The sequence below is a fragment of the Variovorax sp. LjRoot175 genome (assembly GCF_964253805.1).
GTDB lineage: Bacteria > Pseudomonadota > Gammaproteobacteria > Burkholderiales > Burkholderiaceae_C > Variovorax.
The window spans coordinates 126,218-138,799 of the sequence record NZ_CAXURY020000004.1 but is presented as its reverse complement, the minus strand read 5'-3'; the positions used below and the strand labels follow the sequence as shown (position 1 = coordinate 138,799).

The 12,582-nt window shown below is 64.7% G+C and carries 13 protein-coding genes; 10 read left to right on the top strand and 3 right to left on the bottom strand.

Going from position 1 to position 12,582, the window contains the following annotated elements; translation table 11 throughout:
* Positions 1–21: 21 nt before the first annotated feature.
* On the bottom strand, positions 22–825 hold the full coding sequence (locus tag ACSQ89_RS41790) for a hypothetical protein (RefSeq protein ID WP_436298008.1): 804 nt from the start codon (positions 823–825) through the stop codon (positions 22–24).
* 7 nt (positions 826–832) lie between these two features.
* Positions 833–3,229, bottom strand: coding sequence for an AAA family ATPase (locus ACSQ89_RS41785; protein ID WP_436298007.1), 2,397 nt, complete (start codon positions 3,227–3,229; stop codon positions 833–835).
* Between the two features lie 573 nt (positions 3,230–3,802).
* Between ACSQ89_RS41785 and ACSQ89_RS41780 the strand changes: the two genes are divergently transcribed.
* Genes ACSQ89_RS41780 through ACSQ89_RS41745 form a run of 8 tightly spaced genes read left to right on the top strand, consistent with a single transcriptional unit; the run spans position 3,803 to position 9,805 of the window.
* Complete coding sequence (locus ACSQ89_RS41780; protein WP_436298006.1) at positions 3,803–4,594, top strand: hypothetical protein; 792 nt, start codon at positions 3,803–3,805, stop codon at positions 4,592–4,594.
* 9 nt (positions 4,595–4,603) lie between these two features.
* Positions 4,604–5,698: a hypothetical protein gene (locus ACSQ89_RS41775; RefSeq protein ID WP_436298005.1), complete on the top strand. Its 1,095-nt coding sequence runs from the start codon at positions 4,604–4,606 to the stop codon at positions 5,696–5,698.
* The gene (locus ACSQ89_RS41770) at positions 5,691–6,119 is read left to right on the top strand and encodes a hypothetical protein (protein ID WP_436298004.1); all 429 of its coding nucleotides are present in this window, start codon (positions 5,691–5,693) and stop codon (positions 6,117–6,119) included. The genes ACSQ89_RS41775 and ACSQ89_RS41770 overlap by 8 nt, the downstream gene beginning before the upstream one ends.
* A gap of 19 nt (positions 6,120–6,138) precedes the next feature.
* Positions 6,139–6,705, top strand: coding sequence for a hypothetical protein (locus ACSQ89_RS41765; protein ID WP_436298003.1), 567 nt, complete (start codon positions 6,139–6,141; stop codon positions 6,703–6,705).
* A complete protein-coding gene (locus ACSQ89_RS41760; RefSeq protein WP_436298002.1) occupies positions 6,698–7,648 on the top strand; it encodes a hypothetical protein in 951 nt (316 codons plus the stop codon). The genes ACSQ89_RS41765 and ACSQ89_RS41760 overlap by 8 nt, the downstream gene beginning before the upstream one ends.
* Before the next feature lie 5 nt (positions 7,649–7,653).
* On the top strand, positions 7,654–8,568 hold the full coding sequence (locus ACSQ89_RS41755; RefSeq protein WP_436298001.1) for a hypothetical protein: 915 nt from the start codon (positions 7,654–7,656) through the stop codon (positions 8,566–8,568).
* Between the two features lie 14 nt (positions 8,569–8,582).
* Positions 8,583–9,368 carry a hypothetical protein gene (locus tag ACSQ89_RS41750; RefSeq protein WP_436298000.1) on the top strand — a complete coding sequence of 262 codons (786 nt, stop codon included), beginning with the start codon at positions 8,583–8,585 and terminating at the stop codon, positions 9,366–9,368.
* A 14-nt stretch (positions 9,369–9,382) separates the two neighbouring features.
* The gene (locus tag ACSQ89_RS41745) at positions 9,383–9,805 is read left to right on the top strand and encodes a hypothetical protein (RefSeq protein ID WP_436297999.1); all 423 of its coding nucleotides are present in this window, start codon (positions 9,383–9,385) and stop codon (positions 9,803–9,805) included.
* A gap of 152 nt (positions 9,806–9,957) precedes the next feature.
* Here the strand turns inward: ACSQ89_RS41745 and ACSQ89_RS41740 are convergent, their stop codons facing one another.
* Positions 9,958–10,725, bottom strand: a complete 768-nt coding sequence (locus ACSQ89_RS41740; protein ID WP_436297998.1) for a hypothetical protein — start codon at positions 10,723–10,725, stop codon at positions 9,958–9,960.
* A 371-nt stretch (positions 10,726–11,096) separates the two neighbouring features.
* Here ACSQ89_RS41740 and ACSQ89_RS41735 point away from each other — a divergent pair, with 371 nt between their 5' ends.
* Together ACSQ89_RS41735 and ACSQ89_RS41730 are read left to right on the top strand one after the other, a co-directional pair.
* Positions 11,097–11,504 carry a hypothetical protein gene (locus ACSQ89_RS41735; RefSeq protein ID WP_436297997.1) on the top strand — a complete coding sequence of 136 codons (408 nt, stop codon included), beginning with the start codon at positions 11,097–11,099 and terminating at the stop codon, positions 11,502–11,504.
* 82 nt (positions 11,505–11,586) lie between these two features.
* On the top strand, positions 11,587–12,561 hold the full coding sequence (locus ACSQ89_RS41730) for a hypothetical protein (protein ID WP_436297996.1): 975 nt from the start codon (positions 11,587–11,589) through the stop codon (positions 12,559–12,561).
* Positions 12,562–12,582 lie beyond the last annotated feature (21 nt).

Below are 12,582 nucleotides of genomic sequence, written 5' to 3'. Positions count from 1 at the left end.
ACGAACCGCGATTCCGATAGGTCAACCTCCGGAATGAAACCTTTCCGACTCATGGTCGGCATCCATTTCCGCGTCGAATGTGGAATCCTCCAGCCAGCCGAGTAGATCGAGGTCGGCGCCGAGTTCGGATACGAGACCCAGGCGCGCGGCAGCGAGCGAGCCAGGGTCGTAGTCGGGCAGGCGTGCCTTGGCGTGCGCCAGGCCGCGTGCGAGGAATTCCTGAATAGGTTCGCGAAAGCCGACGTAGTCGATCCACTCCCCGCTTGCCGGCACCGCGAACGCTGCGCTCTCGCACGCCGGAACGCCGAGGGAGCGCGCCACTCCCAGCGATGCGCCGTTCGTGGAGCGCGCCTGAATGTTCACGAAGGTCGGAATGGGCAGCCCGGCGAGTGCCTGGTGGGCGAGGCATTCCGCGACGGCGCAGTAGGCAAGCAATCGGGCAAGCCCAGCGCCGCGGTGGGCTGCTCCGACGCCGTAGCTGACGTTGATGCCCAGGGTTCCGTTCTTGGCTCGAACGGGGCCTGCCCAGCCGCTCGCAACGATGCGGGAATGGGAGCCCGCCGGGCCCGCGAGCGGGAGGAGGGCGTCAACGCGCGTCATCGAGCCGCCGTACCGCCAGCCCACCCGTGCCATGACCGCTCCGATGTTGGGACCGATCAGGTCATCGTAGGCAGACCGGCCCGCACCGACCTCGCCTCGAGCGAAGGGCAGGTCGAATGTGGCGAAAGGCGCGAGCACGACGCTTGCACCCGTTGCGCGATCTGCCAGAGGTGGCGCAGATGTCGTGCCTCGAATGGAAGGCCTGCGCACGAGCGGCTCGTCCATGTCGCCGTCAGCCCTTCGGGCGATCCTCGTCCGCGCCGGCGGTTTCGAGGTTTCGCACCGTCTCGGCCACCTTCTCGGCCACTCGCTCCACGAGCGTCGTGTTGCGGGCGGGGAGCTTGGTTGCGGCGATCTTGCGCAGCTCGGCGTCGTCGCCATAGATCCAGAGGCCTTCGCGCGCGCGGCTGGCTCCCGTCAGGAACATGTTCGCGTTCATGAAGGAGGCCTGGCCTGGCGTCATGACCAGCATCACATCCTTGTATTCGCTGCCCTGGCTCATGTGGACCGTTGCGGCATAGCTGTGCTGCAGATCCTTGGTGGCGTCGCCAGGGAACTGGATGAAGCGCCCGTCGTCGAGCTTGATCACCAGGTACTGGGCGCCGCGGTGCTTCGGATCGCTGTGCGGCTGGAACCGCGTGATCGTCCCGGTATCGCCGTTCACGACGCGCACGTCGAGGCCGTCCTCGTCCTGACCGAGCGTCATGTTGTCGCGGATCACGACCCGGTCGTTGACGTGCAGCGAGGCGGTGCCGGGGATCTTCACGGCGTTCGGATTGATCAGGTCGCGCAGACGAGCGTTCGCATAGTCGGTGCACCAGGTCGGCTCGTCGGCGGCTCCGTTGCGGCGAGACATCAGGAGCACGACGTTCTCGATCCCGTTTGCCTGGACTCGCTCGACGTATTTCGCCGCCAAAGTCTCGAAGTAGCTCTCCGCCGAGGGCAGGCCATGCGAAAAGGTGACGCCCTCGCCATCCGTGCATGCGAGCGAGTACTGGCGGATCTGGTTGACCGTCTCGAGGATCGCGCCGGAATTGCGCTTCGTCGCGGTCAGGTGGTGGTGGTCCACGCCCGGCAGCCGAAGGATGTCGCTCAGCACGCGGCCGGCGCCGATCGAAGGCAACTGGCCCGCCAGGCCGTCGACGCCAGGGTCGCCGAGGATGATCAGGTGTGCATCTTCGCGTAGCGCCGCCGTGGCTGCCTCGAACAGCGTCAAGGTCGGCATCGTTCCTTCGTCGACGACGAGGATCTGGCAGGACAGCTGATCGTTGCGGTTGATCATGAAGCCGCCCTCCGGGCTACCCTTCAGCAGGGAGTGCATCGTCGACGCGGAGTAGCCATTGCGCTCCACACGGGCGGACAGCACCTTGGACGCCTTGCCGGTCGGTGCAGCGAACGCCCAGTCCTTGTGCGACATCATGGCGCTGAAGACTTCCATGATCGCCGTCTTGCCGCAGCCCGGGCCGGCGGTGACCACGTGCAGGCGGGACTCGCTGGTCGCAATGCCGTAGAGAGCCTTCATCTGGTCTTCGTCGAGCTTGTAGCCGAGCAGGCGCTGGCTTACCTCGAGCGCCTTGTTGCGGAACTGCTCATAGGTGCGCTTCACCAGAAGGGGCTTGCCCGACACGAGCATGCCATGCAGGTCCTCAGACAGGCGCACCTCGGCGTCGTAGAGCTTGGCCGGGTAGATGCGACGGTTGCCGCGATCGTCTTCCTCGATCCGGAGGTCGCCGCTGTCGGTGGCGTACTCGATCAGCGTCTCGAGCGAGATCATCGGCTCGGTCTTGGCGAGTCGGTTGCGCAGCTGCGGCTCGCTCACGTACACGTGGCCGGCTGAGTCGCACTCCTCCGTGACCAGGTAGGAGGCGAGGGCGGTGAGCCGCACAGCCGCATCGCGAGGGATGTTCAGGGCCTTGCCGATCGCATCAGCGCTCTGGAATCCGTAGCCCGGAATCGTCCGCATGGGGCTGTAAGGGTCCTTCGCCAGCAGTGCCGCTGCAATTTCGGTGATTGGACGATCCTTGTCGTTCAGTTCCTTCGCCTGGCCGAAGAGGGTCATCGCGAGCAGCTTCAGAGATGCGGCCTTGAGCTCGCGCAGCGCGCCGAATTTGGTGGCCAGCATCCGCTCGATATAGGGGATCTCGGGCGAGTCGCCGAGCGGCCGCGGGCTGTCGGACCCCTCGGGAGGGGCGTTCTTGTCGCCGAAGGTGGTTTTCCGATTGGAGACCGATTCGAAGGTCACCGTCCACGGCTCGTTCACCAGCTTCAGGCGCAGGGCTTCGAGGCCCTCGTCGCCGCCTTCATCCTTGACCTGGTTCAGGTACTTCTCGGCGAGCTTTTTGCCGATGTTGGTGAAGTTCGCGGCGATGAAACGTGCCATGGAGGGCACATCCGGCTTGATGTGAGGTTCGAAGCTCACTACGTCGAGCTGCAGGCCGTGGGCCGGGTGAACCTTCATGCGGCCCGTGAGGGCGTATTCGAGCCCCTCCTTGAGGTGAGCCACGGCGGAGCCGGTGATCTTCAGGGATTCGCGCTCCTGGGTGTCCATCGAGCCAACGGCCCAGTCGCCATAGATCGCCACGCTCTTGACGATGCCGACATGGGTCTCGTCCGGAGAGGGCTTGCTCACGCCGCCGAAACCCAGCGGGAGCGGAGATTCGGCTCCGGCGGTTGCTCCCTTGAAGCCGAAGCCGAACCCAGCTTGAACCGGGGCGAGGGCCGGGGCCGGAGCTGGAGCGGGAGCCGGCGTTGTCGCGACCTCGGGAGCCGCGGCGCCGGCGGTTGCAACAGGTTCGGACGCTGCTGGCGCGGCCGCGCGCCGGCCGAACGACAGCGGCTGAAACGAGGCTGGTGCGGAGGGCGTCGCCGCGGGTGCGGGTGTTGGTGCTGCGGCAGGGGCAGCGGATGCGCCCCCGAACCGGAAGGCGGATGCGCGCGGCAGCGCTGAGGCGGATGCAGGAGCCGATGCAGGACCGAATCCTTCCCGGCGCGGCGCGAATCGCAGTACGGCGGCCGCGGCCGCGGGAGGTGGCGCGGGAGGGCGTGCCTGCGCAACTTGTTCCGCGTCGAGGGGCACGCTTGCTGACGTCATCGCCATGGTGAAAAGCTCCGAAAGAAAAAATCAATTAGTTCGTAGCATAGTAATAATGCGAAAAACAGAACCAAATGTTTTGCCTGACAGAAGACTGAACAAGACGAACCTATGGCCTATACAGCCTTCGCCATCTCCGAGGAGGACGTCGAACACGTCCTGAGCAAGTTCGCGGTTCGTGTCGCGAACAGCGAGGGCCGATCGTTCGCCGAGATGGCCGATGCGCTGTGGCAGGAACTCGACCACGCTGCGATCGAGAGGGCGGCGCTCCACGGGATGGAGCTGGATGCCCAGACCCGATACGCCCACGACGAAATCGCGGCGCAGCTCGTCCGATTCGGCACGCTGGAAGAGCCGCCGCGAGAGGGGGCCCCGCGCCTCGTGGCCTTCAGGGTGCTGGGCAACGAAGAGGGCTTTGGACCGAGCTGGGTTCAGTTCGAGATCAATGACCAGTACCTGGCCCGCCTGGATGAGGTGGTCCGCGTGTTGCGCCAGGCCGGTGAGAAGAAGGCCGTGGCCGGTCTCGATATGGTCGAGGTCAATCTGAACTTCAACGCCCACTGGCGCGGTCGCCAGGGTGGCTTCTTCGATGAGGCGGACCAGACCAACATCTGGTCGGCAGTCCTCAATGTGGCTGCAAACCCGAGCACGGAATGGCCGTTGATCATGCTTGCGGCGCGCGGCAGCCTGAAGCACGGCGATACACGCGTCGAGACAGCGCCTCTCGAGCTGGAGGAGCTCAAGGCCCTGCACGCGATGCGCCCGCGCGGAGAAATCCTTGTCTTTGAGAACCGGTGCCTTGTGAACGATACGCCAGAGGGTGCCGACTTCCTCCGCGAGATCCGAGAGGCCGACGAAGCCGAACATCAATCCTTTCAACCCTCCGAATCAATGGTCGGCTGAGCAGACATCATGACCAACCCATCCACGGAACCCAAAGACCCGCGCGTTGAGCGCATCCTCAACGCCGCGGAGCAGCACGGACAGAACAGCGAGCCCGATCACGAGGTCGGCGACCTGCAGGACGTTCTGCGCGCGGCCTGGTCGCTCATGTCCACCGAGCAGCGCGACCAGCTCATGGCGGCTGCGGAGACGGTGAACGTGCTGCGCGCCGGTGACGACTTCGTCGAGGTCGCGCAGTTGCGTGCATACCTCATGGACGAAAGCGGTATCCACCGTGTCCGGATCGAGGTGACACGCGACGGGACCGGGGGCGATCCCGAGGTCTCAGCACTGAAGGTGTTCGACGCCTCGGGCGACGAGATCGACGTGCGCGCAAGCGACATTGATACGGACGAGCTAAAGAGCCTTGCGAGCCGACTCGACGGGGAGTTGCTGGAGGCTATGCCTCCGCAGTCCGTGGAGCCGGCCTGGGTTTCGACCATCGATTGGGATCTCTGGAACGACGCCTTGACGCAATCAGTGCGCATTGAAGGCATCGATCGCAACATTCAGCCCTCGCGCTGGAGGAATGCCTCCGAGGCACTGGATCACCACCTTCTGCCGGAGTGCGGCGACGGATGGGGGGAGGAGCGCATCGTGGTGATGGAGCTGGCGCCGGCGCTCGGCGCGGCCATGCCCCGATGGGCCGAGCTGACTCTGAATACGGCGGCGTTGGACCAGCTGCGCGAGGGGATGGGTGTCAGGCTGGGCGGCCCTTCGCTGCCTGTGCGCGCAGGTGGCGCCGCCAGGGGCAAGGATGCTTCGACCTATTTCGGCCAGCCGGATCTCCATGTGCGGGACTTCGGAGAAAGCCTGCAACTGTCCGGCTACAACGAGGAGAACTGGCCCGTTACCGGCGGCAAGGTGCCGTTGCGGCTCTTCCTGCAGTGGGTTGATGCACGGCCGCCAGGCGAGACCGTCTTCGTTTCGGAGGACGGCCACCTGCTCAATGATGCCGACGGCTTCGCTCGCCACCACCTGTGGGTCGACGAGTACCACCGCACGATCTCGCCGGGGCTCATCGAGCCGGAGACCGAATTCGACGGGGAGCGTCCCCGTGGCTAAGTCCTGGCAAGAAATCGAACGCGGGCTGAAGGGGCAGCGCGCCGGCCAGCGAATCCTGCTGCAGCGCGCGGGCATTGCTATGGTGAAGTTCCGCTACAAGGGCGAACACATCAGCGCCGAACTCCTCGATGCCACCGGCATTCCAATGGGCGGGGTGACCGCGTCGCAGGCCGACAACCTCCGTCACATTGCCGCATCGCAACTCGATGCGAATCCGGGCGGTGCCGCGCTGTGGCAGCGCTCGGCCGGCGTCCTGGAGTGGATCCTGGACGGCGACGTGACGATCTCGCGCCGCAACTACCCCGGCAGCGACCACGACCTGGTGATGGGTCAGGACCTGCGCGAGCTTGCGGGTCCCTGCACGAGTCCTGCGGAAGATCAACCCGAAGCCGAGGCCGAGCGGCCGCGGATGTACGCCTGAAGAGAAAGCGAACCGCAGCATGAATCCCAACTACAACGCTGCGCGCGACAGTGTGCTCGCAGCGACCGTCGCCGCTCTCGGCGCGTCGGCACCGCAGCCCGGCACGCCCCGCTATGGCCATCTGCAGCTCCAGATCGCCGTGCTGCTGGAGGACGGCAAGGACGACAACCCACGGTTCCTGTCCGGGCAGGTCCGCGACGCCCTCATCGGGGCAATCGCCGAGGACCGCCGCCAGGCCGATGACTTCGTGGACATCGTCATGAACGGTCACCACGGACTTGCCTATGCCAGTGACGAGCATGTGATCGAGGCAGCCTTGGAACTGACCTACGAGCACATTCTCGCGGCGGGGCTCGAATCGCGCGGGAACGCCCCGCTGAGCCTCAACCTGCTGGAGGAGCTGTCCGGCCCGCAGGCAGTCGACATGGTCCTTCGAGGCGGTTTCGATCCGCAAAACCCGGACCTCGGTCTACTGGGCAGCCTCAACGCGGAGCTGACTCGGAGGGGTATGCCCAATCCGTTCCAGGCGGCAATTGCCGATATGTTGTCGGCGGACGAAGGCGCTGCGGAGGCTGCACGTGGCTGACCCGATCGATGCCCTGAACAAGGCCGTCGAGTTCGCACACTACCTGGCCAAGGATGCCGAGGAGCTGCTCGAAGCGGTGAATGAGCGCGATGCACTACTCATGAAGGTCGACGAGGGGGAAGAGGTCGACGACGCGACGCTCGAGCACGCGAACGCAGCTGTGGGGGAGTTCGCTCAGGGGCTACGGTCGGCGATCTACGAGTTCCGCAAGAGGGCTGAGCGGATAGCCGTTCCTGCTGACTGTTTAGTCGGCCCGACGGAGGCTCCCGGAAACGATCCGTCGCCATCGGTGGAGGTCGCTCCCCCGGCCGGCGCACGCGTCATCCCAGAATACGTGTCAGCGTCCCAACGCGGCGAGGAGATCGTGACCTATTGGCTCTGGTATGGAGCCGAATGCGTCGGCTCCAAGCGCCTACCGGTTGGAACTGGAGCGGTGGACGTCCGGAACGCGGCCTTGAACGAGGCCGTCATCTTCTGTGATCGGGCCAACGGCGAAACCCCCCACGAGCGCAGGACGAAGATCCACCAAGCGACAGTCAAGGTCTACGACGATCGAGCGATCCAGGAGAGCGCTCGACGCGACCTGCCATTCGATCTGCGGGGCTTGTTTCCGAAGGAGCTTCCGTTCCTCGAACTGACCTTCCGCAGCTCCTTTGGCGGCGTGATCGCCGCGGCACACGTCGGCGACGTCACAGTGGGCCTGCAGAACACCGCCCTCGCGGAAGGGCTCGAACTGGGCATCAAGGCCGGCGAGAACTTCGAGTGCCTTGTGCGCATCGAGAGCGCCGACCGCGAAGCCCTTGGCCGGGCCGAGGTGGCGATGAAGGCATGTCTCGTCGAACGCGATGCCGAGTTGGTGGCCGAATTCGGCGTCGGCTACGTCCGAAGCGAAGGCCTTGTCCATTCCGAACCCGAACCTGAAACCGAGCGCCCACGGGGCTGACAAAGATGATGTTGAGTAAAGAAGACCTTGCCCTGCAGCGCGCTGCCTACCGCAGTTTCTTGTCCGAAGTAGGGATCGTGACCGCGCGGTTCCAACTCGAGGTGGCAAACGACGGCGGGCACCAGGCATTCCATGCGGCTCTCGCGGACGCCTCCGGACGTCTGGTTTCGATCAGCGAATGGAAGATGGGCGAATGGAAGATGGAGCTTCTTGCGAGGTTCCTGCGCGCCTGGGTCGACACCCACGTGCCCGGATGGGAAGAAGGCGATGGCGGCCGCAGCCAGTTCGACTGGGCGGTAGAGACGGACGCACTCCAGCACCAGCATTTCGACAACGTGAAGTTCGAGCGCAAGCGCCTTCTGGGCGCCGCGTCCGACATGAACGAGTCGTCGAACATCCTGGCGGACAACGCGCGCGTCGCGCTGCTGCTTGCCATGGGCGACTTGGCCCCTACCGACAAGTCGGCCCAACAGCACCTGCGCGACGGCGCGAGGATCGTGATCGACCAGACCCGGACCGATCAAGTGCGCTTCCTGTCCGACGAGCAGCGGAACCTTCTGATCGAGGGCATCGCGGGTACCAGAGTCCGGCATGGCGATGAGATTGAATGGATCTCCGATGTCGTATGGCACGGCTACGTCGGCTACGAGCACGCTCCCGACGTGGACCTCGTTCAGAAGCTCGCCACGGAAACGCTGGATGACGTTGTCGAGGGAATTGTTGGCCCTTCGCGCATCACGTCTGGGAGCGAGCGCGAACAGAAGACGCGGAAGGCGCTGATCGAGGTGTTGACGCTGCCGAAAAGCCTCGAAGCGCTCAATGCCGTCGCTGACGACTGGGGCCAGGACATGCTCCTGTCCCTCCCCGAGCTTGATGAGATCGAGCCCGAGGCCGCGGGCCACGATGCTCCCTCCGCGTGAACCTGCTCCACGCCATGACCACCCGCAACCGAAGCCATGCGGAGCCTTCCGCGCCCAAAGGAGGAACTGTGCCCGTTCACGTTAAAGCAGTGCCCGGCAAGCCCTACGGCACGGAGCCCCGAGTTTGCCTACGGATCGAAAGTGGCTATCGCGCTGGCCGAAACATCGAGCACTCCGGCGGCGGCGAATCCCCGATGCAGTGGCCGAACCGAGCAGCTGCAGAGAAGTGGGCGGGGGAAGTGGGGCATACGGTTCTTCCAGCCGATCCGGCCGCTGACCCCGCGTCGATCAAGCTGCTGGTCAACCTCTTCGAAACCTTCAGCGACTTCCAGTTTGAGCATCGGGATGTGAACGGGGCGGACCTGGTCGACGACCTTGGCCGCTGGCTACGCGAGCACAAGGCGGAGGTGGCCGGAATGGCCCCCATCAAGGCGGATCCTGCCGCCCTGAAGCTCAAGGATCTGTTGAGGATGTGCCGGGCCTTGCATTCAGGTGACACCGAGGTGAACGGCGGCGACCTGGTGGACATCTTCGGCGAATGGCTCGCGGAGACTGCGGCTGTCATGCCGGAGATTGTGGGCGGGCCGTTCGAGGCAAAGGTCGCTCGGTCAGGCGACGACCAGGCCTACTGGAGCGAGCGGTCCGGGTGGGGTGAGCTCGAGGACGCCACCGCCTACTTCATGACCGTGCCGCGGGGGCTGACCTGCGATGTCACGGCCGAATGGGTGGAGGTGAACCTTGCTTCCGAGGAACTCGCCCAGGCAGAGCGCTGGGTCGCCATGGAAACGCAGCGCGGCTGAAGCCCGAAACGAATATGCAAGCAAGCTTCGACCTCTTTGCCGAGCTGGCGGCGCCGGCGCCTTCACACGCCGCGGGCGACGCAGTCGCTCAGCCGGCCGTCCAACGGCACCCGTGGGGCGCGCAGAAGACGCGCGCCGGATTTCGCGAGGACCTGGTGGCCGCAAATGTGGCCACCGTCCGCTTTGACATTCGAGACGGCGGGGTGTTTCGAGTCTCGCAGTTCATTCCGGCCGGCAACCAGTGCATCGGAATCTACCCCGGACCTTTGAAGGCCATCGGCCAGGTGATGTTGGACGATCTGATGCAGGGCGCCGACGGCGTGGAAGGGTGGACCGGCGTGATCGAATGGGACGTGCCCGGCGACCAGGCGAGGTGCGCTGAAGCTCCTAGTGCCGACGACGACCGGGCCCCTCAGACCGATCGGCCTCGCTTATGACTTCTGCCGAACGCACGCCTCGTGCCGCACCGCCCAAGTTGAGGGCGGAGACCGGTTGGAATCCCATTTCCGAAGGGTTGGCGTCGATGATCGCGTGCGGCGCCCGCACGGTTAATGTCAGGGGCGAGCCAATGGCAGGCTCGGGCCGTGAGTCATCGGAGGCCAACCCAGTCGCGGGCGTCTTCGGTTAGCTCGACTGGCGCCGCTTCTGCTCCATAGTCAAACACCTCTCCACTGTCGCCGCCCGCGTAGACGCTCTCGTTCGCGCCCGTCACAAGCCTCACCTTCGATTCCAGCAAAGCGACGCCATGGGGAGTCAAGTGGGTAGTTCGCAAGTTGTCCAGGGATCCCGGTCCCATCGTCAGCGACGTCGGCCATTTGCCGTACTTCGCGCGAAACCCATTCATGGCCGCCACACCCCGCGCGAGGGCCCCCCCAAAGCTAGCTACTGCGGGCGTGGAAGCGGGGGCTGCGCTCTTGCTGAACTCGGAAGTACGCGAGTCGACATCCAACAGGTCCCATCGGTTGCGGTACTGCTCGATCTTCTCCCTCTGTTCCGCATTGCCGCAATAGATTGCGAATCCACCCTTGAGCCAAGGCTTGCGTAGCTGCATGACGGCCTGCACAGGCATCACCCACACCTCTGGCTGCGATTGCAGGTCGTCGAACCTCCGGTAAAGCATCATTACAAAGATCAGATCGACCTCGGAGGAGTAATCCATTGCACCGATTCCCCACTTGCCGCCGCCCTGAATGGCCGTCACGGAAATCTGAAAGAGCTTGCCGTTTGGCGACTTGGACATGATGTCGACTGTTTTGGCGTTGCCGAGGGTGAGGGCAGGCTCATGCCCAAGCCGATGCAATCGCTCCATCACGGCGAACTCTCCCGCCATCCCCGTGTGTTGTCCCTTGACGCCCATGCCTGTTCTCTCCTCGAAGACTTTTCCGATACGCCTGCCGCTGAGACGAGGCTCAAGCGGGATCCTACCTGTGCTGGTGCGCTTGCATGCAGAGGCGGTGCGACGGGCTGCAGCAAGTGCAGGAAAGCTGGCATCAGAGCTCACACAGCCCGCCGGCGCCCCGGCACTAAGCGGCGCGCCTCCGAGCTCTTAAAAAGATCGCGAGATTCCGAAGCGGTCATTCAAAATACGCAGCAGACTTACTGCGCGAACAAATAAAAAGGTGGCATTCCGCCGGCCGATGCGTTGCGCAGAGCGGGTATCCCTGCGCGATGACCAACGACCAATACACCATCTTCGAAGCCGCCGCCAAACCTGCGATGCAGCAAGCGATGGCCGCCATCTACGCCGAACTCCAGCGCCTGGGCGTCGAATGCGATGCACCATCCGACCTCGATCACGACGTCGAACGCGGAATCGGCATCGAAATCCACCACCCGGGCGCCGAGTGCGCGATCGGGTTGGAGTTCATCCTGACCGACGGCGACGCGCGGGCCTTCACGGCCGAGCAACGGGAGCCCGAGTGCGGCTTGCTGCTCAGCGTGATCGGCCCCGGTGGCGTCTTCCTGGGCGATTGGAGTCCGTACAACTACACCAATGAGGTGGGGACGACGGACCCCGAAGAGATCGTCCGCCGCGTCGGGCTGATGACCCCGGAGGACCTGGCCCGCTCGATTCAGGAACGAATCCTCGACTGGGCTGCGCGCGAAAGCGATCGCGCCGAGGCGCCACACGCCTGATCGCATCCGTTCCATCTTCCAACAAGAAAGTCCGCCTGTGCCAGCACCCATTCTTCCAGTCGCTCCTGTCACCCCTTGGAGGATGTACGCCCACGTCTTGGATATCCCGAAGGCCGACTACTGGGGCATTGAAGTCGAGGCCATCGCGATCGAGAAGGACCCTGGAGGCAAGTACTTTTGCGCGCGGGTAATCTGCTCCCCCGAGGACGGCCCGCTGCGGATGTGCTCGGTGTATCTGCGCGAGGAGGGCGGCGGCGCCCTTTGCATCGCCGACCTGCCCACCAAGGAAGAGGCGTTCGACTATGCCGCCAAGGTAAGCCAAGCGCGCGGCTGGCAGGTAAAAGGGACCATCTATGACCTCCGGATCCGCGAGGTGCCGGGCAAGGGCTACCTGGCCGACCCGCGCGAGCCTGGGCCGTTTACCCTCGATCCGGCGAAGGCCGCCCTCTACCACTTGTCGATCGCCAAGGACGACCTGTTCGTTGGCGGCCCGGGCGAGCACGGTAGGTGGATGCCTTGGTTCGACGCGAGCAATCATTCCGTGGACCGGGCTGCCGAGAAGGAAGCGCTGCTCAGCCGGGTGTTCGCGGCCGCACTTGTGGCCATGGGCCCGAGCGCGCCGGCCGAGGGTTCAAGCGACGCGATCCGCATGCGCGAGATGCTCAAGGCCGTCGTGGAGTCCAACAGGTCTGATCGCCTGGTGATCTTCGATGACGTCCAACGCTGCGTGATCCAGGAGACCCTGGACGAAGAGCGGTTCGAGCTCTCCGGCCATGAATCGGATGAGGAACTATGCGACCTCATCCTCTCGGCTGCGCCCGAGGCCTTGTTCAGAGACATGGAGCCCGAGTTCGAGCTCGACCTCCTGAAGGCGTTCGCCAGCGAGTCCGCTGCGGCGGCGATCAACACCGCAGCCGCAACCTCCCCGCTCGTGGTGAGCGTCGCGATGCTCCCTGCGATCCACCGGCGTCTGGAGCGGCATGGCATTGAAAGCCCGTTCGCTCACCATTTCACCGAAGAGGTCGAGGGCGAACCCGCTCCGGCCCTGCGCGGCTAGTTCTCTGCGGAAGAGCATCTC

Bases quoted from the DNA above. Each gene is read 5' to 3' on its own strand.
- ACSQ89_RS41790 (WP_436298008.1), bottom strand. From the start codon at position 825: ATGGACGAGCCGCTCGTGCGCAGGCCTTCCATTCGAGGCACGACATCT.
- ACSQ89_RS41780 (WP_436298006.1), top strand. From the start codon at position 3,803: ATGGCCTATACAGCCTTCGCCATCTCCGAGGAGGACGTCGAACACGTC.
- ACSQ89_RS41775 (WP_436298005.1), top strand. From the start codon at position 4,604: ATGACCAACCCATCCACGGAACCCAAAGACCCGCGCGTTGAGCGCATC.
- ACSQ89_RS41765 (WP_436298003.1), top strand. From the start codon at position 6,139: ATGAATCCCAACTACAACGCTGCGCGCGACAGTGTGCTCGCAGCGACC.
- ACSQ89_RS41755 (WP_436298001.1), top strand. From the start codon at position 7,654: ATGATGTTGAGTAAAGAAGACCTTGCCCTGCAGCGCGCTGCCTACCGC.
- ACSQ89_RS41750 (WP_436298000.1), top strand. From the start codon at position 8,583: ATGACCACCCGCAACCGAAGCCATGCGGAGCCTTCCGCGCCCAAAGGA.
- ACSQ89_RS41745 (WP_436297999.1), top strand. From the start codon at position 9,383: ATGCAAGCAAGCTTCGACCTCTTTGCCGAGCTGGCGGCGCCGGCGCCT.
- ACSQ89_RS41740 (WP_436297998.1), bottom strand. From the start codon at position 10,725: ATGGGCGTCAAGGGACAACACACGGGGATGGCGGGAGAGTTCGCCGTG.
- ACSQ89_RS41735 (WP_436297997.1), top strand. From the start codon at position 11,097: ATGGCCGCCATCTACGCCGAACTCCAGCGCCTGGGCGTCGAATGCGAT.
- ACSQ89_RS41730 (WP_436297996.1), top strand. From the start codon at position 11,587: ATGTACGCCCACGTCTTGGATATCCCGAAGGCCGACTACTGGGGCATT.